General features: G+C 34.9%; 20 protein-coding genes. 8 read left to right on the top strand and 12 right to left on the bottom strand.

Annotated elements, in window-relative coordinates; all coding sequences use genetic code 11:
• Positions 1-194: 194 nt before the first annotated feature.
• Both BXU10_RS25505 and BXU10_RS25500 read right to left on the bottom strand, forming a co-directional pair.
• Positions 195-455: a hypothetical protein gene (locus BXU10_RS25505; RefSeq protein ID WP_223255571.1), complete on the bottom strand. Its 261-nt coding sequence runs from the start codon at positions 453-455 to the stop codon at positions 195-197.
• A 5-nt stretch (positions 456-460) separates the two neighbouring features.
• On the bottom strand, positions 461-688 hold the full coding sequence (locus BXU10_RS25500) for a hypothetical protein (RefSeq protein ID WP_223255570.1): 228 nt from the start codon (positions 686-688) through the stop codon (positions 461-463).
• A 116-nt stretch (positions 689-804) separates the two neighbouring features.
• Between BXU10_RS25500 and BXU10_RS25495 the strand changes: the two genes are divergently transcribed.
• From BXU10_RS25495 to BXU10_RS25485, 3 genes are all read left to right on the top strand, one after another.
• Positions 805-1026 carry a hypothetical protein gene (locus BXU10_RS25495; RefSeq protein ID WP_223255569.1) on the top strand — a complete coding sequence of 74 codons (222 nt, stop codon included), beginning with the start codon at positions 805-807 and terminating at the stop codon, positions 1024-1026.
• Entirely contained in the window at positions 1005-1220 is a 216-nt protein-coding gene (locus BXU10_RS25490; protein WP_223255572.1) for a transposase, read from the top strand. The genes BXU10_RS25495 and BXU10_RS25490 overlap by 22 nt, the downstream gene beginning before the upstream one ends.
• Before the next feature lie 110 nt (positions 1221-1330).
• The gene (locus BXU10_RS25485; RefSeq protein ID WP_223255568.1) at positions 1331-2335 is read left to right on the top strand and encodes a transposase; all 1005 of its coding nucleotides are present in this window, start codon (positions 1331-1333) and stop codon (positions 2333-2335) included.
• A 99-nt stretch (positions 2336-2434) separates the two neighbouring features.
• Here BXU10_RS25485 and BXU10_RS24435 read toward each other — a convergent pair whose 3' ends face one another.
• Together BXU10_RS24435 and BXU10_RS24430 are read right to left on the bottom strand one after the other, a co-directional pair.
• The gene (locus BXU10_RS24435) at positions 2435-2758 is read right to left on the bottom strand and encodes a hypothetical protein (protein ID WP_078230053.1); all 324 of its coding nucleotides are present in this window, start codon (positions 2756-2758) and stop codon (positions 2435-2437) included.
• 78 nt (positions 2759-2836) lie between these two features.
• Positions 2837-3304: a hypothetical protein gene (locus tag BXU10_RS24430; protein ID WP_078230051.1), complete on the bottom strand. Its 468-nt coding sequence runs from the start codon at positions 3302-3304 to the stop codon at positions 2837-2839.
• Positions 3305-3571: 267 nt separating this feature from the next.
• Here BXU10_RS24430 and BXU10_RS24425 point away from each other — a divergent pair, with 267 nt between their 5' ends.
• The gene (locus BXU10_RS24425; protein WP_078230050.1) at positions 3572-4582 is read left to right on the top strand and encodes a transposase; all 1011 of its coding nucleotides are present in this window, start codon (positions 3572-3574) and stop codon (positions 4580-4582) included.
• 141 nt (positions 4583-4723) lie between these two features.
• Here the strand turns inward: BXU10_RS24425 and BXU10_RS24420 are convergent, their stop codons facing one another.
• Complete coding sequence (locus BXU10_RS24420) at positions 4724-5260, bottom strand: hypothetical protein (protein ID WP_078230049.1); 537 nt, start codon at positions 5258-5260, stop codon at positions 4724-4726.
• A 164-nt stretch (positions 5261-5424) separates the two neighbouring features.
• Positions 5425-6237, bottom strand: coding sequence for a hypothetical protein (locus BXU10_RS24415; RefSeq protein WP_078230048.1), 813 nt, complete (start codon positions 6235-6237; stop codon positions 5425-5427).
• Positions 6238-6359: 122 nt separating this feature from the next.
• On the opposite strand from BXU10_RS24415, the gene BXU10_RS24410 reads away from it, so the two are divergent.
• Together BXU10_RS24410 and BXU10_RS24405 are read left to right on the top strand one after the other, a co-directional pair.
• Positions 6360-7892, top strand: coding sequence for an IS1182 family transposase (locus tag BXU10_RS24410; protein WP_078230047.1), 1533 nt, complete (start codon positions 6360-6362; stop codon positions 7890-7892).
• A gap of 768 nt (positions 7893-8660) precedes the next feature.
• On the top strand, positions 8661-9668 hold the full coding sequence (locus tag BXU10_RS24405; protein ID WP_078225959.1) for a transposase: 1008 nt from the start codon (positions 8661-8663) through the stop codon (positions 9666-9668).
• A gap of 156 nt (positions 9669-9824) precedes the next feature.
• Here BXU10_RS24405 and BXU10_RS24400 read toward each other — a convergent pair whose 3' ends face one another.
• The 6 genes from BXU10_RS24400 to BXU10_RS24375 form a co-directional block, all read right to left on the bottom strand.
• Positions 9825-11276: a caspase family protein gene (locus tag BXU10_RS24400; RefSeq protein WP_078230045.1), complete on the bottom strand. Its 1452-nt coding sequence runs from the start codon at positions 11274-11276 to the stop codon at positions 9825-9827.
• Positions 11277-11328: 52 nt separating this feature from the next.
• Positions 11329-11457, bottom strand: a complete 129-nt coding sequence (locus BXU10_RS25670) for a hypothetical protein (RefSeq protein ID WP_255406278.1) — start codon at positions 11455-11457, stop codon at positions 11329-11331.
• A gap of 11 nt (positions 11458-11468) precedes the next feature.
• On the bottom strand, positions 11469-11966 hold the full coding sequence (locus BXU10_RS24390; protein ID WP_078230041.1) for a gliding motility-associated C-terminal domain-containing protein: 498 nt from the start codon (positions 11964-11966) through the stop codon (positions 11469-11471).
• A 349-nt stretch (positions 11967-12315) separates the two neighbouring features.
• Positions 12316-13395, bottom strand: coding sequence for an efflux RND transporter periplasmic adaptor subunit (locus BXU10_RS24385; RefSeq protein WP_078230040.1), 1080 nt, complete (start codon positions 13393-13395; stop codon positions 12316-12318).
• Positions 13396-13514: 119 nt separating this feature from the next.
• A complete protein-coding gene (locus BXU10_RS24380; protein ID WP_078230038.1) occupies positions 13515-16796 on the bottom strand; it encodes an efflux RND transporter permease subunit in 3282 nt (1093 codons plus the stop codon).
• 12 nt (positions 16797-16808) lie between these two features.
• Positions 16809-18194 carry a TolC family protein gene (locus BXU10_RS24375; RefSeq protein WP_078230036.1) on the bottom strand — a complete coding sequence of 462 codons (1386 nt, stop codon included), beginning with the start codon at positions 18192-18194 and terminating at the stop codon, positions 16809-16811.
• 162 nt (positions 18195-18356) lie between these two features.
• Here BXU10_RS24375 and BXU10_RS24370 point away from each other — a divergent pair, with 162 nt between their 5' ends.
• Both BXU10_RS24370 and BXU10_RS24365 read left to right on the top strand, forming a co-directional pair.
• Positions 18357-19391, top strand: coding sequence for a sensor histidine kinase (locus tag BXU10_RS24370; protein WP_078230034.1), 1035 nt, complete (start codon positions 18357-18359; stop codon positions 19389-19391).
• Positions 19391-20098: a LytTR family DNA-binding domain-containing protein gene (locus BXU10_RS24365; protein ID WP_078230033.1), complete on the top strand. Its 708-nt coding sequence runs from the start codon at positions 19391-19393 to the stop codon at positions 20096-20098. The genes BXU10_RS24370 and BXU10_RS24365 overlap by 1 nt, the downstream gene beginning before the upstream one ends.
• The last annotated feature ends 93 nt before the right edge of the window (positions 20099-20191 follow it).

Raw genomic sequence — 20191 nt, 5'->3', positions numbered from 1 at the left:
GTTTATTAATGCACTAACAAATTTTGGTGCAATTTCAATTGCTTTGTCATAATCTTTAAGTGCAGATTTCCAAGTGTAAAGTTCGTTTTTGACAATTGCTCTTGAATAATAAGCATTTGGTTCTTTTGAATCTACTTCTATTGCCAAAGTCCAATTAAATATTGAACCGCTTAAATCCCCTTTGTTATAACATTCTAAACCTTTGTCAAAATAATAATCAGTTTTTGTAGGTCCAAAATTGGAAATTTTGCTGTTTTTGAATCAGCAAGTCCACCATAAGCGTCAATTGTAGCGTCAAATTCATAACCTCGCTTGTACATATCTAATGCCCAATATAGTAAATTGTCCGCTGTCATTGGAAACTCATTTGTTTCTCCATTTATTTCCCAAAGTTTATCAAATCTTTTTACCTCTTTAACTGAATATGGATAATGAGCTTTAAGAAATTCACCCAACTTTATTAGATTTTTTTTTTGTCTGAAACAAAAGTAAAATCCATTTTTGTCATTGTGTTGTTTTTAAGTCCATTCTTAGCCATATTATTAAAAACATCTTCGGCAGAAACCATTTCTTTACCAAATCCATCAACGAAGTCGTCCCAAGTAATATATTTATTATCCATTTTTTTCTGTCCGAAAGCTGTTAATGTTGATAGTGAAAATAAAATTATTAATAGTTTGTTTTTCATTCGAGGTTTCTGTTTCAAAATTGCCCATAACGTCAGTCTGTGAAAAAACTTCCGTTTTGTTGTAAACAAATATAGGGAAGTATTGTTTAAAAACAGGATTTTTCGTATTTTTCGTAATGCAACATATACAAGGAATTTCCCGCCAACAAATGCGTTTTTCAAGTTTAGAAGATGCAATATCTGCCGATAATCAGGTTCGTTTTATAGATGCTTTTGTAACCTTTTTAGATTTGGAAAAACTTGGTTTTGCAGTTACTTCTATTAAATCAGAAGGTCGACCGAGCTATAATATCAAAGTGTTTTTGAAAATCTATTTATACGCTATCTCAATGGATTAAGAAGTAGCCGCAAACTGGAAAAAGAATGTTTTAGAAACATTGAAATGCAGTGGTTGTTAGAAGACATTCGACCGAACTACCACAGCATATCTGATTTTAGAAAGAACAATCCTGCAGCATTAAAAACTTGTTCAAACTCTTTGTCGTTTTCTGAAAGATGCCGATTTAATAGCAGGGGAAACCATTGCTATTGATGGAACTAAAAGCCGAGCGCACAATAGCCGTAAAGCTAATTTCAATCAAAAGAAAATAGATAAACATTTAGAGTATATCGAAATCAAAAACCCAGCAATACCTTGATGCTTTGGAAGAAAATGATGCAAAGCATAACCCTGAAAAAATCAAAAACATCAAGCAGAAAATTGAACGTTTAAAACAAAACAAAATCCGCTATGAATTACTGGAAGAAAAACTAGAAGCAAGTGGCGAACCTCAAATAAGCACCACCGATAGTGATGCCAGAGCCCTATTAGTGCAAGGGCAAGTGGTTGAAATCTCATTTAATATGCAGGCTGCAGTCGATGCCAAACACAATCTTGTGGTAGCCACTCATACGATCAACAAGAACGATCGTAGCGCTTTATCTGCCATTGCCATAGAAGCCAAAGAAAATTTAGGAATTGAAACTTATACTGCATTAGTGGACAAAGGCTATCATAATGGCAAACAAATAGAAATCTGCAAAAAAGCGAACATCACTACAATTGTAGCACAGCCCGAACAGGGGAAAAATAAAGAAAGGATAGCTGAGGGTTATTTGATCTCGAAGTTCCAATACGACCAAACCACCGACACCTATACTTGCCCTGAGGGAGAAACGCTTAAAACCACAGGTCACTGGCACAAGAAAACTGATAGCGATAGTTATGAATTCAAGAGATACCGAACATCCAAGTGCAGGGAGTGTCCCGTAAAGCAGTTATGTACCAGCAGAGTGGCTGGACGAGATATAGACCGCAGTCAATATGCTGATGCCGTAGAAGAAAACAACAAACGTTATCACGCAAATCCACAGCTCTACCGCAAGCGTCAGGAAATCAACGAGCATATCTTTGGGACTATCAAACGGCAATGGGGCTATAATCACACTAATTTAACAGGATTGGAAAAAGTAAACGGAGAACACAGCTTAATTATGTTGGTCTATAACATTAAACGCAGTATCAATATACTGGGCGTTCCCGAACTTATTGCAAAACTTCAAAAATGGAACTCACCCTACAAGGCAAAAGTCTTGTTTTTACTAAAAACGAGTTATTTAAAGCTTCATACAACAACTAATTTTTATCCCGAGAAATTAGCAGCCTAAAAAAAGTGATTCAATATAAAGCTTTATTTGAATTACAGTAAAGTAAAATCTAGAGGTTTTAACTGGAAAAGGGGTTTTTCACAGCCTGACGTTCCCGCGCTACAAGTAGTTTGGGACTAAATTAAGCCCATTTTTCGGATTTGCCAAATCATCCAAATACAAAACCAATTTCAAATTAAGCCTAATACCCAAATTGCTTGTAGCGTGTGTTAGCAGGCGTTTTTTTACTTCTTTTTCAAGTAAATTTCTATAACTCCATTTTTCCTTTTTCGCCGTATTTTTGGTTGCGCTTATATCTTTTAAGACATTTATCGATTCTACGTCATCAGGTTTTATTTCGGCGATAATTTCTTCGGTCACTTCTTTACCTTCGACGATATATAAAGGTTTGTTTTTTTGAGTGTTTGTTGAGTTGAATAACAATCAGAAACAATATCAATTCCTTCTATTTGTTGTTCGGAATAATATTTATCATCTATTGGATAACGAGGTTCTTTTTGCTTATTTAATTTTACATAAAAAATAAATTTCTTTGTTTCTATTTATTCCTAAATAATCAGAACAACCACGAGAAGTCCAAATGTCTAAACTATCATATTTTGCGATAAGTTCCCCCGCTTTAATGTTCTTTAAGTCTACATATTTTCCGTCAGGTAAATATCCCTTGAAATCTTTTGTTAAATGAATTTTCCCAATTGAATTTAAATCTTTACGATATTTCTGAAAGATAACACTGGATATTTTTGAAGTATATCCAATTCTATTTTCAAACCTTCCATCTTGTACAAAACCATCTGAACACAAATCCATTTCTTCCAAATTGATTTGTTTTAATTCAACATCATTTTGCTTTAAGTTGTCTAAAGTTAGTTCGCACAATTTTATTTCGGAAAGTTTGATGTCATTTTTCTGTTGGGAAATAGATTTTAGACTAAACAATAAAGCTAGAAATAGAAGTCCTTTTTTCATTTGATTTTTAGTGGTTTTTAGTTTTCTGCGGTAAAATGCCTGCTAACGTTCCGGCGCTTGGCCTTTACTTTGTAAAGCATAAATTTTGTAAATTTCTCAAAGGAAAGCAGAAGTGAACTACGCGCTTGGCCAGACTCATGATCCATACCTCGCATTAGTCTTCTGCTCCTCCTTGAGTTTTGTTGAATGGCTTCAAATAGAATGATAGACAACGGGTCTAATAAAGGCTTTAAAGCAAATTCAACTTTTTATTTCACTTAAAATCAAATGTATGAAAAGTATTTATTTTTTGTAGGGATTGATGTTTCTAAGTCAAAATTAGACGTCACTTTTCTTGAGAAGCCATTAGGAAAGAAAATAGTTCACTTTGTGGTAAGTAACGACAACAAAGGAATTAAAGAGATTGTAAAGCAGCTAAACAATCGAAAAATTGCTTTAGAAGAGGTGTTGATCAGCTTTGAAGATACGGGTGTTTATTCACTTCCTTTGGGATGTTATTTGACACGGTACAAGATCGATTATTGGATGATTCCCGCCATTGAAATCAAACGCAGCAAAGGAATCTCCAGAGGGAAAACTGATAAAAATGACTCTAAAGATATTGCATTTTATACCTTAACACATTTGCACAAGTTGCGATTAACACAGCTTCCAGAGTTATCATTAATGGAACTTAAATTACTTTTTACAGAACGTGAAAAACTACTTAAAAGCTTGCGTATCATTGGAAGTACCAGTGAAGGAATCGGTTATATTCCCAAAGAAGCTATGGGTGATGTTTTAAAAATTAATAAAGTAGTTATTAAACAACTTCAAAAAGCAATCGAAAAAGTAGAAAGGAAAATGAAAGAAATCATTCAATCCAATGAGCAGCTCAAATTGCAGAACGAGCTCATTCAAAGTATTCCAGGGGTTGGGCCACAAACTGCCTTGTATATTATCTTAGTTACCAAATCGTTTCAATCCTTCGAAAACTGGCGACAAGTGGCTTGTTATGCTGGAGTGGCTCCATTTCAATACAGTTCTGGAAGTTCTATAAAAGGAAGGACAAAGGTCAATCATCTAGCAGATAAAAAACTAAAATCGTTACTGAATATGTGTGCTTTAAATAGCAAAAAACACGACGCGGAACTCAAACAATATTATGCACGGAAAGTAGGCGAAGGGAAATCGAAAATGTTGGTTTTAAATAATATAAGATGCAAACTATTGGGGCGAATTTTTGCAACTATTAACCGCGGAACACCTTATGTAAACATTCAAAAATTTGCAGCATAATTTTAGCGTTTTTTACTTGGATTTTGCCATAGAATGCGAGGTTGCGAACTTCGGAACAAATTATTTTCTATCAAAGATAAAATTTCTTGCGAAATGTAAACGTGAATTTACTACAAAATTCGCAATCTTGCCAAACGCCTGTTACCAGCTGGCTTTATTATTAAAAAATCTGTTTAGTTTTTTATGTAATCTTAATTTCGCACCAAAATCCAAAAATCCACCTTTTGGATTACTGTCAATAATTATAGTATTTACTGAGATTAAATTATTTTCAATGAAGAAATAAATTTGATGTGTATAACTCCAGTAACTTTTCTTGTAATCAAATTGAATAAAATTATCTCTATTCACATAGTTTTTACCATTTAGCTTTGTAAATAATTCTTTAATTACATTTTTATTATCATCTTCAGTCATTTCATTTTTCCAGTAACTTGTTTTTATCGGATTCAATAAAATAAATATTCCGTAACAACCTAATGCAAACAGAGACAAAAAAACTACATAAAGAAAGATTACAATCAGAAAATTAATTTCGGAAAGATTTAAGCTAAAAAGACTGAAAAATTTAATTTGAAAAAATGTAGAAAGTATTATGGTTACAATGCAAAAAATTAAATTAATGACTTTGTTAGTCTTGCTTTTTACTCCGATATTTTCAAATTCTGCTTTAGTCATCTTTTTTAGTTTCTGCGGCAAGCTTGCTGGTAACGTCCCGGCGCTTGGAGAGGTTGCGAACTTCGGAACCGATTATTTTCTATCAAAGATAAAATTTCTTGCGAGAAATAAACGTGTATTTACTGCGAAATTCGCAATCTTGCCAAACGCCTGTTAGTGGCAGTTTATTTATGAAAGAATACTGTTCTAAAATTACCGTTAACTACAATTCCAGAACTTTTAGCTGGAGTCCATTTTTTTTCGATAATAAATTTCTTTACAAAATTCTCAAAGTAAGATTTATATTTTTGATTTTCTGTATTTTGGAATTTTGATTCTACTTTTAAATTTGAAATTTTTCCATTTTTTGTTAAAACAAAATCTACATCAGTGTAAGAAAAGTATTTTTCATTTTTAAATTTGTATCCTTTTGGATATGAAAATGATCTTATAAAATCATTTTTTGTTTCGTCAAAAAAATCTTTGAACTTTTTTTTATCAGGATAAATTGAATTTCTATCACAATCATGCATGTCATAAATTTTGTCAATATGATTTAAAACATATTCTTTTTCTACTATTGACTTTAATGAATCAATTAATTTTGAACCGTATTTTTTCAAAATTTCTTTTCGCATAATATCTTGATAACAATATTTTTTGAAACCTTTAGGTCTGCCAAAACAATTGGGAAGAAATGTTGAATCTATTCGGATTCCTTTTTTTAGAAGTAAAGTTTCAATCTTTTTATATTCAATATCTGTTGTATATGATTTTGTAAAATTGATTTCTGAAATATTTGTATAAATTTCCCCGTTTTTTATATCTTCTTTAGCTTTACGTTCTTCATTTAAACATAATGTATCGATTATTCGTGTTTTTTTTCCTTTATTTTTAAACAAATCCTCTTCACTATAAACCGTAACAATTTTATCTTCTTTACATGAAAATAAAGAAAGTATTACACAAATTATTAATAAGATTTTTTCAAATTTCATAAGATTTTATATCGGGTTCGTTTAAATTGCCACTAACGTCAGTCTGTGAAAAAACTTCCGTTTTGTTGTAAACAAATATAGAAAAGTATTGTTTAAAAACAGGATTTTTCGTATTTTTCGTAATGCAACATATACAAGGAATTTCCCGCCAACAAATGCGTTTTTCAAGTTTAGAAGATGCAATATCTGCCGATAATCAAGTACGTTTTATAGATGCTTTTGTAACCTTTTTAGATTTGGAAAAACTTGGTTTTGCAGTTACTTCTATTAAATCAGAAGGTCGACCGAGCTATAATATCAAAGTGTTTTTGAAAATCTATTTATACGGCTATCTCAATGGATTAAGAAGTAGCCGCAAACTGGAAAAAGAATGTTTTAGAAACATTGAAATGCAGTGGTTGTTAGAAGACATTCGACCGAACTACCACAGCATATCTGATTTTAGAAAGAACAATCCTGCAGCATTAAAAAACTTGTTCAAACTCTTTGTCGTTTTCTTGAAAGATGCCGATTTAATAGCAGGGGAAACCATTGCTATTGATGGAACTAAAAGCCGAGCGCACAATAGCCGTAAAGCTAATTTCAATCAAAAGAAAATAGATAAACATTTAGAGTATATCGAAATCAAAACCCAGCAATACCTTGATGCTTTGGAAGAAAATGATGCAAAGCATAACCCTGAAAAAATCAAAAACATCAAGCAGAAAATTGAACGTTTAAAACAAAACAAAATCCGCTATGAATTACTGGAAGAAAAACTACAAGCAAGTGGCGAACCTCAAATAAGCACCACCGATAGCGATGCCAGAGCCCTATTAGTGCAAGGGCAAGTGGTTGAAATCTCATTTAATATGCAGGCTGCAGTCGATGCCAAACACAATCTTGTGGTAGCCACTCATACGATCAACAAGAACGATCGTAGCGCTTTATCTGCCATTGCCATAGAAGCCAAAGAAAATTTAGGAATTGAAACTTATACTGCATTAGTGGACAAAGGCTATCATAATGGCAAACAAATAGAAATCTGCAAAAAAGCGAACATCACTACAATTGTAGCACAGCCCGAACAGGGGAAAAATAAAGAGAGGATAGCTGAGGGTTATTTGATCTCGAAGTTCCAATACGACCAAACCACCGACACCTATACTTGCCCTGAGGGAGAAACGCTTAAAACCACAGGTCACTGGCACAAGAAAACTGATAGCGATAGTTATGAATTCAAGAGATACCGAACATCCAAGTGCAGGGAGTGTCCCGTAAAGCAGTTATGTACCAGCAGAGTGGCTGGACGAGATATAGACCGCAGTCAATATGCTGATGCCGTAGAAGAAAACAACAAACGTTATCACGCAAATCCACAGCTCTACCGCAAGCGTCAGGAAATCAACGAGCATATCTTTGGGACTATCAAACGGCAATGGGGCTATAATCACACTAATTTAACAGGATTGGAAAAAGTAAACGGAGAACACAGCTTAATTATGTTGGTCTATAACATTAAACGCAGTATCAATATACTGGGCGTTCCCGAACTTATTGCAAAACTTCAAAAATGGAACTCACCCTACAAGGCAAAAGTCTTGTTTTTACTAAAAACGAGTTATTTAAAGCTTCATACAACAACTAATTTTTATCCCGAGAAATTAGCAGCCTAAAAAAAGTGATTCAATATAAGGCTTTATTTGAATTACAGTAAAGTAAAATCTAGAGGTTTTAACTGGAAAAGGAGGTTTTTTCACAGCCTGACGTTTTCGCGCCACAAGCAGTTTGCAACTTATGAAACTGAGTATTTTCGGCTAAACGAAAATACAAATTAAAAAGATAATTCCACTAAACTTGCAAATTGCTTGTGACGTGTGTTAGGCGACGTTGCGACACTCAAAGTAGGCGAGTGGCAAAATTCGACAACAGTTCGGTTATGCGATTTCAATATATTTTTTTGGATTCAGATTTCAGATTTCAATTTTCAGTTTGCCAAATACAGCTTTCCACGTTTCTGCTTTTCATATTCCGATTTCAAACTTCTGCTTTTCAAAATTTAGTTTATCAAATCCAACTTTCACGTTTCTGCCTTGTAGATTCCAATATTCTGGTTTCCAATATTCTGGTTTCCAATATTCCAATTCGAATATTCCGGTTTCCAATTTTCCAATTGGTTTTAGTTTTTTAAGTTCCAATTTGGGAGCAATGACGCCTAACGTTTCGCAGCTTGGCCTTTACTTTGTAAAGCATAAATTTTGTAAATTTCTCAAAGGAAAGCAGAAGTGAACTACGCGCTTGGCCAGACTCATGATCCATACCTCGCATTAGTCTTCTGCTCCTCCTTGAGTTTTGTTGAATGGCTTCAAATAGAATGATAGACAACGGGTCTAATAAAGGCTTTAAAGCAAATTCAACTTTTTATTTCACTTAAAATCAAATGTATGAAAAAGTATTTATTTTTTGTAGGGATTGATGTTTCTAAGTCAAAATTAGACGTCACTTTTCTTGAGAAGCCATTAGGAAAGAAAATAGTTCACTTTGTGGTAAGTAACGACAACAAAGGAATTAAAGAGATTGTAAAGCAGCTAAACAATCGAAAAATTGCTTTAGAAGAGGTGTTGATCAGCTTTGAAGATACGGGTGTTTATTCACTTCCTTTGGGATGTTATTTGACACGGTACAAGATCGATTATTGGATGATTCCCGCCATTGAAATCAAACGCAGCAAAGGAATCTCCAGAGGGAAAACTGATAAAAATGACTCTAAAGATATTGCATTTTATACCTTAACACATTTGCACAAGTTGCGATTAACACAGCTTCCAGAGTTATCATTAATGGAACTTAAATTACTTTTTACAGAACGTGAAAAACTACTTAAAAGCTTGCGTATCATTGGAAGTACCAGTGAAGGAATCGGTTATATTCCCAAAGAAGCTATGGGTGATGTTTTAAAAATTAATAAAGTAGTTATTAAACAACTTCAAAAAGCAATCGAAAAAGTAGAAAGGAAAATGAAAGAAATCATTCAATCCAATGAGCAGCTCAAATTGCAGAACGAGCTCATTCAAAGTATTCCAGGGGTTGGGCCACAAACTGCCTTGTATATTATCTTAGTTACCAAATCGTTTCAATCCTTCGAAAACTGGCGACAAGTGGCTTGTTATGCTGGAGTGGCTCCATTTCAATACAGTTCTGGAAGTTCTATAAAAGGAAGGACAAAGGTCAATCATCTAGCAGATAAAAAACTAAAATCGTTACTGAATATGTGTGCTTTAAATAGCAAAAAACACGACGCGGAACTCAAACAATATTATGCACGGAAAGTAGGCGAAGGGAAATCGAAAATGTTGGTTTTAAATAATATAAGATGCAAACTATTGGGGCGAATTTTTGCAACTATTAACCGCGGAACACCTTATGTAAACATTCAAAAATTTGCAGCATAATTTTAGCGTTTTTTACTTGGATTTTGCCATAGAATGCGAAGTGGCGGACTTTGAAGCACTTACTTTCAATTTAGAACTAAACTTCTTTTGAAAACCAAATGTACAATTTAGCACTGAACCCGCCATTTTGCCAAACTGCTGTTACCTGCTGGCATTTTACCATTTTATTAAATCTTCTTCTTCCAATACTTTTCTAATTGCGACTTTATTTAGTTGTAAATTTGAATTTATATTGATTAGTTCAATCGGACATGATAGGAAATTTGAAAAGATATTTTTTAATCCTAATTCATTCTTTCCGTGAAAATCGTAATTTGCAATTTCATTAGTAATATCAATAGAATTACAAGAAATTTTATTTATAACTTGATATTCTATATCATCGCCAACAAAGTTTTTAATATTTTGATTTGTACAAACGACATCAACATCAATTATTTCATCTTCGGCTTTGGGTAGATAAATTAATGGATAATCATTACTTAATATTAGATTATTAATGAATTCAAATGATTTTTTGAATTCTGCGACTTTGCGTAATTTAATAATGTTTTCAAAGAAATGTTTTTTTGTTTTTTCTTTTCTAAAATCTCCATGAGCATTAAAATAAATTTCGAATAAAATACCATTTAGAACATTATTTTCGCCATCAGCTTTTGTGTATTTCTGAAGTTTATTGTGAATATCTTCCATAAACTGACCTGCATTAAATGCGGCACCACTTGTTTGAAGTAGATTTCTTCCAAAAATAAATTCTTGATTTTTATCCAAACTATCTTTTGGCAGATTTAATAGTTTTTCAATAGCTGGATTTTGTTTGTTCCAATTGTAAGATTTTAATTCTTGAATTAATAATCCAAAACTGTCATCACTATTATAGTTTATGTCTTTAACTACATCTTCTGAATAAGGTAGAGCTAGAGAATAAACTAATTGTCCTGTGTTAAAATAAAAATCACCAATTAATGATGTGTGTTCCCAAGTCGTTCGTTTACCACCGCTTAATGCATAAACTGTTTTTCTAACTTTTTTAAACAACTCTTCTACGGATAATCTTTCTCTTCCAACATATTTTAATAGAGAACCTGTGAAAATACTATTTCCTTCATAACCTTCATCGCTCGCACCGTCATTAGGAGAAGTTGAGAAAGCTATAAAAGTTCCTTTTGGAGCACGAAAAGGAGATGTTGCAATTGTAGTTCCTCTCTCAAAACCTCTTCTACAAGCATCTAAAATTAAGATGTTAATTTTATTTGTATTGTAACTGTAAATTTTTAATAAATCTGAAATTTGAATACATGTTTGTCTACAATGATAAGCATTTGGGTCTCCAATTTGGCATTCAGTGAAAGCTAAATAATTTTCCCCATCTTGTTCAAAACCATGACCTGCAAAAAAGAAAATAGTAGCATCATAATCTTTAATTCGAGTTTCAAATTCTGTTAATAATTCAACTATTTTTTGTGAATTTCCATTAGTCACGAATATTACATCATAGCCAAGTTTTTCAAACTCATTTTTAATACTTGTAGCATCATTAACTGCGTTTCCAAGTTTATGACCTTCATAGTATTCATCATTTCCAATTATTAAGGCTAATGTTTTCATTTTTAGGTTTTTGGTTTCTGTTTTTTTTATGCTTGCAGGTAACGTTCCCGCGCTACAAGCAGTTTGGGATTAAATCAGCGTTATCTTTCGGATTTGCCAAATCTTCCAAATACAAACCAATTTTTCCATTAAGCCAAATCCCCAAATTGCTTGTAGCGTGTGTTACCAAACGTTTATTCAATTCAATTCATTTTATTTTTGAAATATAATTGGGTCGTAAAAAGGGAATGTGCATTCAGTTTCTGCGCTAAATACTTTACCTTCTTCTTCTGTTTTAACGATACACACGTATCCATACTCAACGAATGTTTGTTCATTTTCCACTACAAGTTTATATTTCACGGTTCCGCTTTTAATATTATCTCCGCAAAAAGAGTTGGAGTTTTTACCATAATTTTCTGTTGTGAAAAGAATTTTATCATTTAAATCATATATGGTTAAAGAGTTAAATGAATATTTATATAAATTCTCCACGACTAAACAATCGTTAAAACCATCTTCATTTGGAGTAAATACTGAAATAACATTTATTTTTCCAGCTGTTTGGTTAAGATTATTTATGTTCTTAGATTGCAATTGATTTTCTCCACAACATAAAAAAGTTTTTTGTTCAGTATCTGAATCATTGTTATTACAACTATAATTGACTAATAAGATTAAAGAGATAAAAAATACAATTCTGTTTTTCATAAAGTAGGTTTTTAAATGTTTGGTAACTCGTTTATATACGAATAAATTTAACCTCTTTTGTTCTAAATAGGTATGTTATGCGCATGTTTTGGTTCTTATTATTTTTCCAAATATATTGTTTTTTTCTTACAAATGATAAAATAGAAATTCTAAAAAAATCTTTTATTAGTTTGGTTTATGAAACCTCGTGCTATAGCCCTGACAGTAGTGGCATCCTTTTTCTTGCTGCTGCCAGCAAGAAAAATATATGGCGCATAGCAGGAACCAGCTCCTAAATAAAAAAAGTACTGCAAAACATAAGTCTTACAGCACTTTCAAACAAATCAATAATTAATTAAATGCGTACAGGTTATTCGTTTATAACATCGCCTTCCTTAATTTCTTCACTGGCGATTTTTATCAGTCTGTCTTTGCGGTTCAAATCACCGAATATTTCGATTTTATCTTCGATTTCCCTTCCTTTTTTTACATCGACTCTTGTGGCTTTGTGGTTCAGTACTTTGATCACAAACAAACCTTCGGCAGAACTCACCAAAGCCGATTTTGGCACTACAAATGTGCTGTCTTTCGCGTTAAGCGGCAATAGCACTTCGGCTACCATTCCGGGTAATAAATTTCCTTTGGTGTTGTGAACGTCCATTTCGACACGTTCAGAACGCAGTTTCAAATCTAAAGCGCCGGACATTCTGGTGATTGTTGCTTTAAAAGTTTCCGGCAATGATTTTACGTTAAAACTCATTTCGTCGCCATTGTGTAAATATCCGGTGTACAATTCGGGAACTGAAACCGCAAGACGCAATTTGTTTTGCTGCTGAATCGTCAATAATGGCGAACTTGAAGTTGGACCAACAAAGGTTCCTAAATTCACGTTTCTGGATGCCACAACACCATCAAACGGCGCACGGATTTCAAGATAACCTCTCATGATCGAAACTTCTTTATGAGCTGCAACGGCTGCCTGATATTGGGCGTAATCCGAGTTTTTCTTTCCGCTTGCCATTTCCAGATCGTTTTTAGAAATCGTTCCTTCGACCTTGCTCGTTTCGTACAAACGGTTGTAGGTGCTTTTGCTGGTGGCGTAAATCGCTTCCATCGATCTTAATCTCGATTGGGCTGCTGCCAGCTGTGAACTGATTTCAGGAGCTTCCAAAACGATCAAAAGCTGTCCTTTGGTTACTTTCGAGCCAATATCTACTTTTAATGTTTTGACGAAACTGCTCACTTTGGCATACAGATCCACTTGTTGAAAACCGGTTAATTCGGCAGGCAAACGCAATTCGGTAGTCAGTTTTTCTTTTTCTAAAAGAAAGGTTTCTGTTTTAGGTTCGATTGCTGCCGTAACCACTTCCTCCTTTTTGGAATTACAGCTGTTCAGGAAAAGTAGTGCTGCAAAAAACAGCGCGGTTGGTTGTAGTATTTTAGTCTTCATTTTATGATTTTATATAAAATATGATATAATGTCTTTTTTAATAAATAGGCGGAAAGGAAAAAGGTGTGTCGAGATATTTTCAGCACGATGAGACTTTCAACTTTATGACTTTATGACTTTCAAACTTTCGACTTATTTATTGATGAGATATAATGGATGCTTTCTTCGTCTTCGGGATCTAAAGAAACAGATTGTGTTGTTGTTTTTTCCTGCGCCCAGGCAAAAATTAACGGTAAAATTAATAATACGGCAAAGGTCGAAAATAATAGTCCGCCAATAACGGCTCTACCCAACGGAGAAACCTGATCGCCACCTTCGCCGTGACCAATCGCCATAGGTAACATTCCCGCAATCATCGCCACCGAAGTCATGATAATCGGACGAAGACGCAGCGCCGCAGCTTCACGAGCCGACTCTAAGGCGTTTCCGTTTATTTTTCTCAGTTGTTCGGCATTGGTAACCAGTAAAACGGCGTTCGCAATCGAAACCCCAACCGACATGATGATACCCATATACGATTGTAAGTTTAGGGTTGAACCTGTAATGGTCAGCATTAATAACGCTCCTAAAACTACCGCCGGAACCGTGGTTAAAATAACCAGTGAAACCTTGAATGACTGGAAATTAGCGGCCAACATTAAAAAGATTACAAAGATGGCAACCAATAATCCTACTTGTAAACTGCTTAATGTTTCTTCCAATACTTTACTCAGTCCAATTGGTGTGACAAACAAGCCACGTGGTAATTCGCCTAATGAACTGATTGTTGCAGCCACATCTTTAGTCGCCGTCCCCAAATCGGTTTGACTAATGTTTGCTGTAACCGTAATGTATGGCATTGCCCCTAAATTGTCATTTTCACCGCTTACAAAACCGGGTGTAATTTTGGCTACGTCACTTAAAACGGGACGAAGCGAGTTTTTTAATACCGGAATTTCTCCAATATCTGTTTTGCTTTTCATTTGGTTCAGCGGAACCTGCACCTGAACATTCACCGACAGACCAGATTTTTCATCGATCCATGTATTTTTTTCCGTATATCTTGATGATGAGGTCGAAGCAACCAGCGAACGCGAAATATCGTTCATATCCACGCCCAATTCGGCAGCACGGGTTCGGTCAATACCGATATTCATAGCCGGATAATGAATCGGCTGACCAATCTGTACATCTCTGAAATACGCTATTTTCTGAAGTTTTGCTACAATTTGATTGGCATATAATTCATTTCGTTTTTTATCTTTCCCTGCAATTCGAATTTCGATTGGAGTAGGAGAGCCCTGACTCAGAACCTTATCTGTCAATTCGATAGGCTCAAAAGAGATTTTTACATCTGGGAGGATTTTTCTGATTCTGGCCCGAAGGTCATCCTTAAAATCATCCATATCAGTATGGTATTCTTTTAAACTCACCTGAAATACCGCTTCATGCGAACCTGCCATAAACAGATAAATCGGGTTAATCGAGAACAGCGACGGGTGCTGGCCGACATAAACAGACGAAATTCCGATATGTTCTTTGCCCACCATTTTCTCTATTTCTTTCAATACCAAAAGGGCTTTTTCTTCGGTACGTTCCAAACGGGTTCCATCGGGAGCACGCATTCTCAGCTGAAACTGACTTGAATTTACTTTCGGAAAAACATCTTTTCCTATAAAGGTTAAGAAGACCATAGCAAGAACCGTAATTCCAATTAAATACGTTAAACCAGCTATTTTTTTGTATGGAAAAAGTCTGTCCAGCGTTCTCATAAATCGGATTCGGAAGCGCTCGAAAGCACCGATTTTTCCGTTCCCATCAGTATCTGTTCTTTCAACATACTCTTTTTTCTGAGTGATCAGTTGTTTTTCAGATTCCGGTGTTAATCCGCAAACTTTGAATTCGGCTTCATCGTCTGTGATTTCCGGTGTATGTTCGTGTTTTGGATGCGCTTTCATTAACCAGTTCGCCATTACAGGCACAAAAGTCTGCGATAATAAAAACGAAATGACCATCGAGAATCCAATCGCCAAAGCCAACGGCAGGAACAAAGCTCCCGGAATTCCAACCATGGTAAAGGCCGGTGCAAAAACCGCCAGAATACAAAGCAGGATCAATAATTTTGGCAAGGCAATTTCCTGACAGGCATCCCAAATCGCGAGTGCTTTTGGTTTTCCCATATCGAGATGCTGGTGAATATTTTCGATGGTTACCGTACTTTCATCCACTAAAATTCCAATTGCCAAAGCCAGTCCGCTCAACGACATTAAGTTGATTGTTTGTCCGAATAATTTCAGGAATAAAACGCCCGAAATAATCGAAATCGGAATCGTCAGGATTACGATTAACGCCGCACGCCTGTCACCTAAGAATAATAAAACCATTAATCCGGTTAAAACCGCTCCGATAATTCCTTCGGTAATCAAACTTTTAACCGAGTTGATGACATAAACCGACTGGTCAAATTCGTATGATAATTGTACGTCTTCAGGAAGTGTGCTCTGAATTTTAGGCAATTCAGACTTTAATTTCTGAACCACATCCCAGGTCGAAGCATCTCCGGCTTTTGCAATACTGATATAAACCGAACGTTTTCCATTAACCAAAGCATAACCTGCTGTAACATCGGCACCGTCTTTTACCGTCGCAACATCTCCTAATTTCAGGTTTTGAACCCCGCCTTTAAACAACGGAATCTGCTCAAAATCCTTAATTTCCTTAATCGTATTATTGGTTGGCGAAATGTAATTGATATCGCCAATTCTCACGTTTCCGGATGGAGCCGTCTGGTTGTTCACACGAATCGCTTCCACAATCTGATCAGGTGTCAGATTATGTGAGCGCAATAAATCAGGATCTACGTTAACCTCTACCGTTCTTGGGCTTCCGCCAAAGGGAGCCGGAGATAATAAACCGGGAATCGAAGTAAACGACGCACGAACATAAACGTTTGCCAAATCCTGCAATTCGTTGTTGGAACGAATTTTACTGCTTAAAACCAATTGACCAATCGGCAAGGATGAAGCATCAAAACGAATGATAAACGGAGGCTGGGTTCCCGGAGGAAATGCCGCCTGAATCCGGTTAGAAAGCGAACTTAATTCGGCTGCCGCCTGCGCCATATTCGTGTTTTCATAATAGGTTAATTTCATGATCATTAACCCCTGAATATTCTTGGTTTCTACTGATTTTACGCCATTGGCAAAAGGTAAAATATTCACATAGTTTTTGGCAAAATAAGCTTCCATCTGGTCCGGTGTATACCCTCCAAAAGGATGTGCAATATAAATTACCGGCAAATTCATCTTTGGAAGAATATCTACCTTAATGTCTTTGATGGCACCAATTCCGAAGAAAAACAGACCCGCAACCAATACTAATATGGAGATGGGTTTGCGGAGTGCAAAACGTATTAAATTCATTAGGATCTATAATTAAAATTCATTTATAAATAAGTCGAAATTGCCTGTTGCGGCTACTTTTAGCAAATACGATTGCCACACATTATTATTGACGATATCACGGTCGATTTCGGCACGGTTTAAGGTGTATAAGGTTTGTGTGATGTCTGTCAGATCGGTCAGTCCGTTTTTGTATAAAGTCGATTTTTGCAAATACGCTCTTTGTGCCGCATTGACCTGAATGGGAGCTTCGGCATAATTCTCCAACGTGATTTTTATTTTATCTTCGGCGAAATTCAGTTGCGACTTTAATTCTCTGTCTGCCTGATTGTATTCTTCCTGCAAACCTTGGGAAACAAATTTTTGCGCACTTACCTGTTTGCTCATTCGAAACGGTGTGGTCAGATTCCAGGTAATTCCAACTCCTATCAAATAATTGGTACGATCCGGATTTACACCATCCCAGTAATTTCTGTTAAAAGCGGTCTGATCTGTCGCATAAGAAGAGTCGAATCCGGAAGCTCTTGTCTGCAGAATCCCAAAAGCGCTCATGGTCGGATAATAAAATCGCTTGTATAATTTAGTTTGCTGATTGCTGTAATCAATTCGGGTTTTATATAATTGCAATAACGGATGAAGGCTATCAGTTGTTTTTTCGGCTAATAATAATGCTTTCGGAATCTGGTTTACAAAAATCGTATCAGTAACAAAATCCTGAGGCGTAACGCCCATCAAATCGACTAATTTGTTGTTTTGTTCCTTAACGAAATTGCGGGCAAGGTTCAATGCAATTTTAGCTTTTGAAACTTCGGCTGTAGCCAATGTAGAATCGACTCCTGCCAGTAATCCATTTTTAACACGGGCAACGGCTGTCTTTTTGAAAACTTCGGCACGGCTTAAATTCTTTTGCTGTGAAATCAGTAATCTTTGGCTTGCTAATAAATTTAAATAAGCGGCTGAAATTTTAATTTCCTGTTGAAACATTTCCTGCTTCAAATCATTTTCTTTCGCCTGAACATCGACTTTCGCCAGATTGATTTTTTCTTTTGCTTTTCCGAAAGTGAAAAAATCCCAATTCATATTTACTAAATAAAGTGCCCCAAAAGCCGAATTCCAGTTTTGATCCGGAAGCGGAAGTCCTGATGAAGCCACTCCTAATCCTCCAAAACCATACAACGGACCGTTTTGCCCGTTTACCGTTCCATAATCTTGTTGTGCAGACAAGTTTAGATTCGGTAAATAATCGCGTTTGGATTGTTTTAGTGTTTCTCGCGAAGCATTGGTGTAATTGCTTTTTGCCCTGATTGAACCGTAATTTTCCAAGCCTGTTTTTATCGCTTCTTTTAAGGACAAGGTTTGTGAATAACCGATTGAGGCAAAAATCAAGAAAAATAATAAAGTAATTTTTTTGAAATACATAAACTCAAAGTGTGAAATTATAGCCCAAAATTATTTCACTTGCATCGATATTTGCCTTCTTAAATGATGTAATGCAATACTAAATGACCAATTGAATTTGTCATTTTTTGGAAAAAGAAATTAAATATTTGTCCGTACTTTGTAAACTATTTAATTTTAAAAATGAATAAAAAATTTGATAACATATTGGACAACAAATGGTGGCAGGAAATTGCCGTTGTCCTCTTCTCATTTACAATTTATACATTGAAGAATGACTGGATGTTATTTAGTTCTTTTACTTCAATTTTAATGGGCATTTTTTTCTATTTCATTTTATACATGCACGCCCAATTCAACCGCTTTTTTCTTCTTCCGATATTATTCAAGACACAACGTCCTTTAACTTATGTATTTCTAACGCTTTTTGGTGTATTTGTTTTTTCTGTATTGTTGTATGAGATAACGATGCTGAAGATGTTTAGCAATTGTCATCTGTATCAAAATTCGCATCAACGAAGTTATGTGTATCAATTGGCGAGTGTTTTGGGGACTTTGGTTTGTATTTTGAGTCCGATAATTGTGTTTAAATTCTACAGAATCCACAGAAAACAAACAGATGAAACCTTGCTGTTCAACCAAATGCAGTTGAATTCATTAAAAGGACAATTGAATCCGCATTTTTTATTCAACACTTTTAATACACTTTACGGAATAAGCCTTGAATTTCCGGAAAGAACGCCGGATTTGATTATGAAAGTGTCACAATTAATGCGTTATCAATTAGAAAGTAATAACAAACAATGTGTTTCTCTTGAAGATGAACTGGAATTTATAAACAGCTATGTACAGCTCGAAAAAGAGCGCGTAGGCTATCGTTGTGATATTACGTACGATTGCAAAATTGATAATGAAAACGCCTATAAAGTTTCACCAATGTTATTGATCGCATTTATCGAAAACGCCTTTAAACACGGAACCTGTGCCATCGAAAAATGTTATGTACGCATTATTATTACAGTCGAAAACGGATTATTGCACCTGCATGTTGTGAATTCAATTCCGAAAAAAACCGATGTTGTTTCTACTAAAATTGGTTTAAAAAATACGATTGAACGTCTGAATTTAATTTACGGAAAAGACTATAAATTAGATATTCAGGACGATAAAAATACCTACATCGTTGATTTGAAATTACAACTGAAAAAGTTTGTATAATGAAGGAAACCAAAAAATGCATTATTGTTGATGATGAGCCGGCTGCGCATTATGTTTTGGCAAATTATATCAAACAGAATCCACAATTGGAACTCGTTTTTCAGGGATACAATGGTATTGAAGCAATGGATTATCTTCGGGAAAATAAAGTTGATTTGATGTTTTTAGATATTAATATGCCTGAGATTTCCGGAATGGAATTGCTGAAAATCATTCCCACACATCCCAAAACGATTCTAACAACTGCGTATTCTGAATTTGCTTTGGAAAGTTATGATTACGGTGTAATAGATTATCTTTTAAAACCCATTTATTTCCCAAGATTTTTAAAAGCTATTGATCGTTTTTTCGCCACAGAAAATGTCAAAATTAAAGAAGATGAAGTAATCGTAAACACGGTTAGTGTAAAAGTGGATGGCTATTTTAGGGATATCGAATTAGACCAGCTTTTGTTTGCCCAAAGTTTTGGCAATTACGTAAAAATCCACACTGTCAAAAGAACGTATCTGGCTTCTATTACCACAACAGAACTGGAAAAATGCCTTCCTGAAAAGAATTTCATGCGTATTCATAAATCCTATATCGTGGCTTTGGATAAAATCGAAGAAAGCGAAAAAGATTTCGTACTGATAAAAAAAGAAAAACTGCCAATTGGCATTACCTACAGAAGGGAATTGACAGACCGACTGAAAAATAAAGATTTATAAGAGTTCAGAAATAAGTGCTTACTAATTCAATTATTTCAAAAAAGAAGCCTGCTAAGATTCATTTCCTGCAGGCTTTTTTGATTTTGTTTCCAA

This window comes from Flavobacterium sp. LM4, from assembly GCF_002017935.1.
Lineage (GTDB): Bacteria > Bacteroidota > Bacteroidia > Flavobacteriales > Flavobacteriaceae > Flavobacterium > Flavobacterium chungangense.
The sequence above is the reverse complement of the archived record's forward strand: the minus strand, read 5'-3'. Positions and strand labels throughout refer to the sequence as shown.

What these genes read in the sequence shown, in the direction of transcription:
- BXU10_RS24385 (WP_078230040.1), bottom strand. Translation starts at nt 13,395, where the DNA reads ATGAAGACTAAAATACTACAACCAACCGCGCTGTTTTTTGCAGCACTA.
- BXU10_RS24415 (WP_078230048.1), bottom strand. Translation starts at nt 6,237, where the DNA reads ATGAAATTTGAAAAAATCTTATTAATAATTTGTGTAATACTTTCTTTA.
- BXU10_RS24370 (WP_078230034.1), top strand. Translation starts at nt 18,357, where the DNA reads ATGAATAAAAAATTTGATAACATATTGGACAACAAATGGTGGCAGGAA.
- BXU10_RS24380 (WP_078230038.1), bottom strand. Translation starts at nt 16,796, where the DNA reads ATGAATTTAATACGTTTTGCACTCCGCAAACCCATCTCCATATTAGTA.
- BXU10_RS25500 (WP_223255570.1), bottom strand. Translation starts at nt 688, where the DNA reads ATGAAAAACAAACTATTAATAATTTTATTTTCACTATCAACATTAACA.
- BXU10_RS24430 (WP_078230051.1), bottom strand. Translation starts at nt 3,304, where the DNA reads ATGAAAAAAGGACTTCTATTTCTAGCTTTATTGTTTAGTCTAAAATCT.
- BXU10_RS24375 (WP_078230036.1), bottom strand. Translation starts at nt 18,194, where the DNA reads ATGTATTTCAAAAAAATTACTTTATTATTTTTCTTGATTTTTGCCTCA.
- BXU10_RS24410 (WP_078230047.1), top strand. Translation starts at nt 6,360, where the DNA reads ATGCAACATATACAAGGAATTTCCCGCCAACAAATGCGTTTTTCAAGT.
- BXU10_RS24425 (WP_078230050.1), top strand. Translation starts at nt 3,572, where the DNA reads ATGTATGAAAAGTATTTATTTTTTGTAGGGATTGATGTTTCTAAGTCA.
- BXU10_RS25495 (WP_223255569.1), top strand. Translation starts at nt 805, where the DNA reads ATGCAACATATACAAGGAATTTCCCGCCAACAAATGCGTTTTTCAAGT.
- BXU10_RS24400 (WP_078230045.1), bottom strand. Translation starts at nt 11,276, where the DNA reads ATGAAAACATTAGCCTTAATAATTGGAAATGATGAATACTATGAAGGT.
- BXU10_RS24365 (WP_078230033.1), top strand. Translation starts at nt 19,391, where the DNA reads ATGAAGGAAACCAAAAAATGCATTATTGTTGATGATGAGCCGGCTGCG.
- BXU10_RS24420 (WP_078230049.1), bottom strand. Translation starts at nt 5,260, where the DNA reads ATGACTAAAGCAGAATTTGAAAATATCGGAGTAAAAAGCAAGACTAAC.
- BXU10_RS24390 (WP_078230041.1), bottom strand. Translation starts at nt 11,966, where the DNA reads ATGAAAAACAGAATTGTATTTTTTATCTCTTTAATCTTATTAGTCAAT.
- BXU10_RS24405 (WP_078225959.1), top strand. Translation starts at nt 8,661, where the DNA reads ATGAAAAAGTATTTATTTTTTGTAGGGATTGATGTTTCTAAGTCAAAA.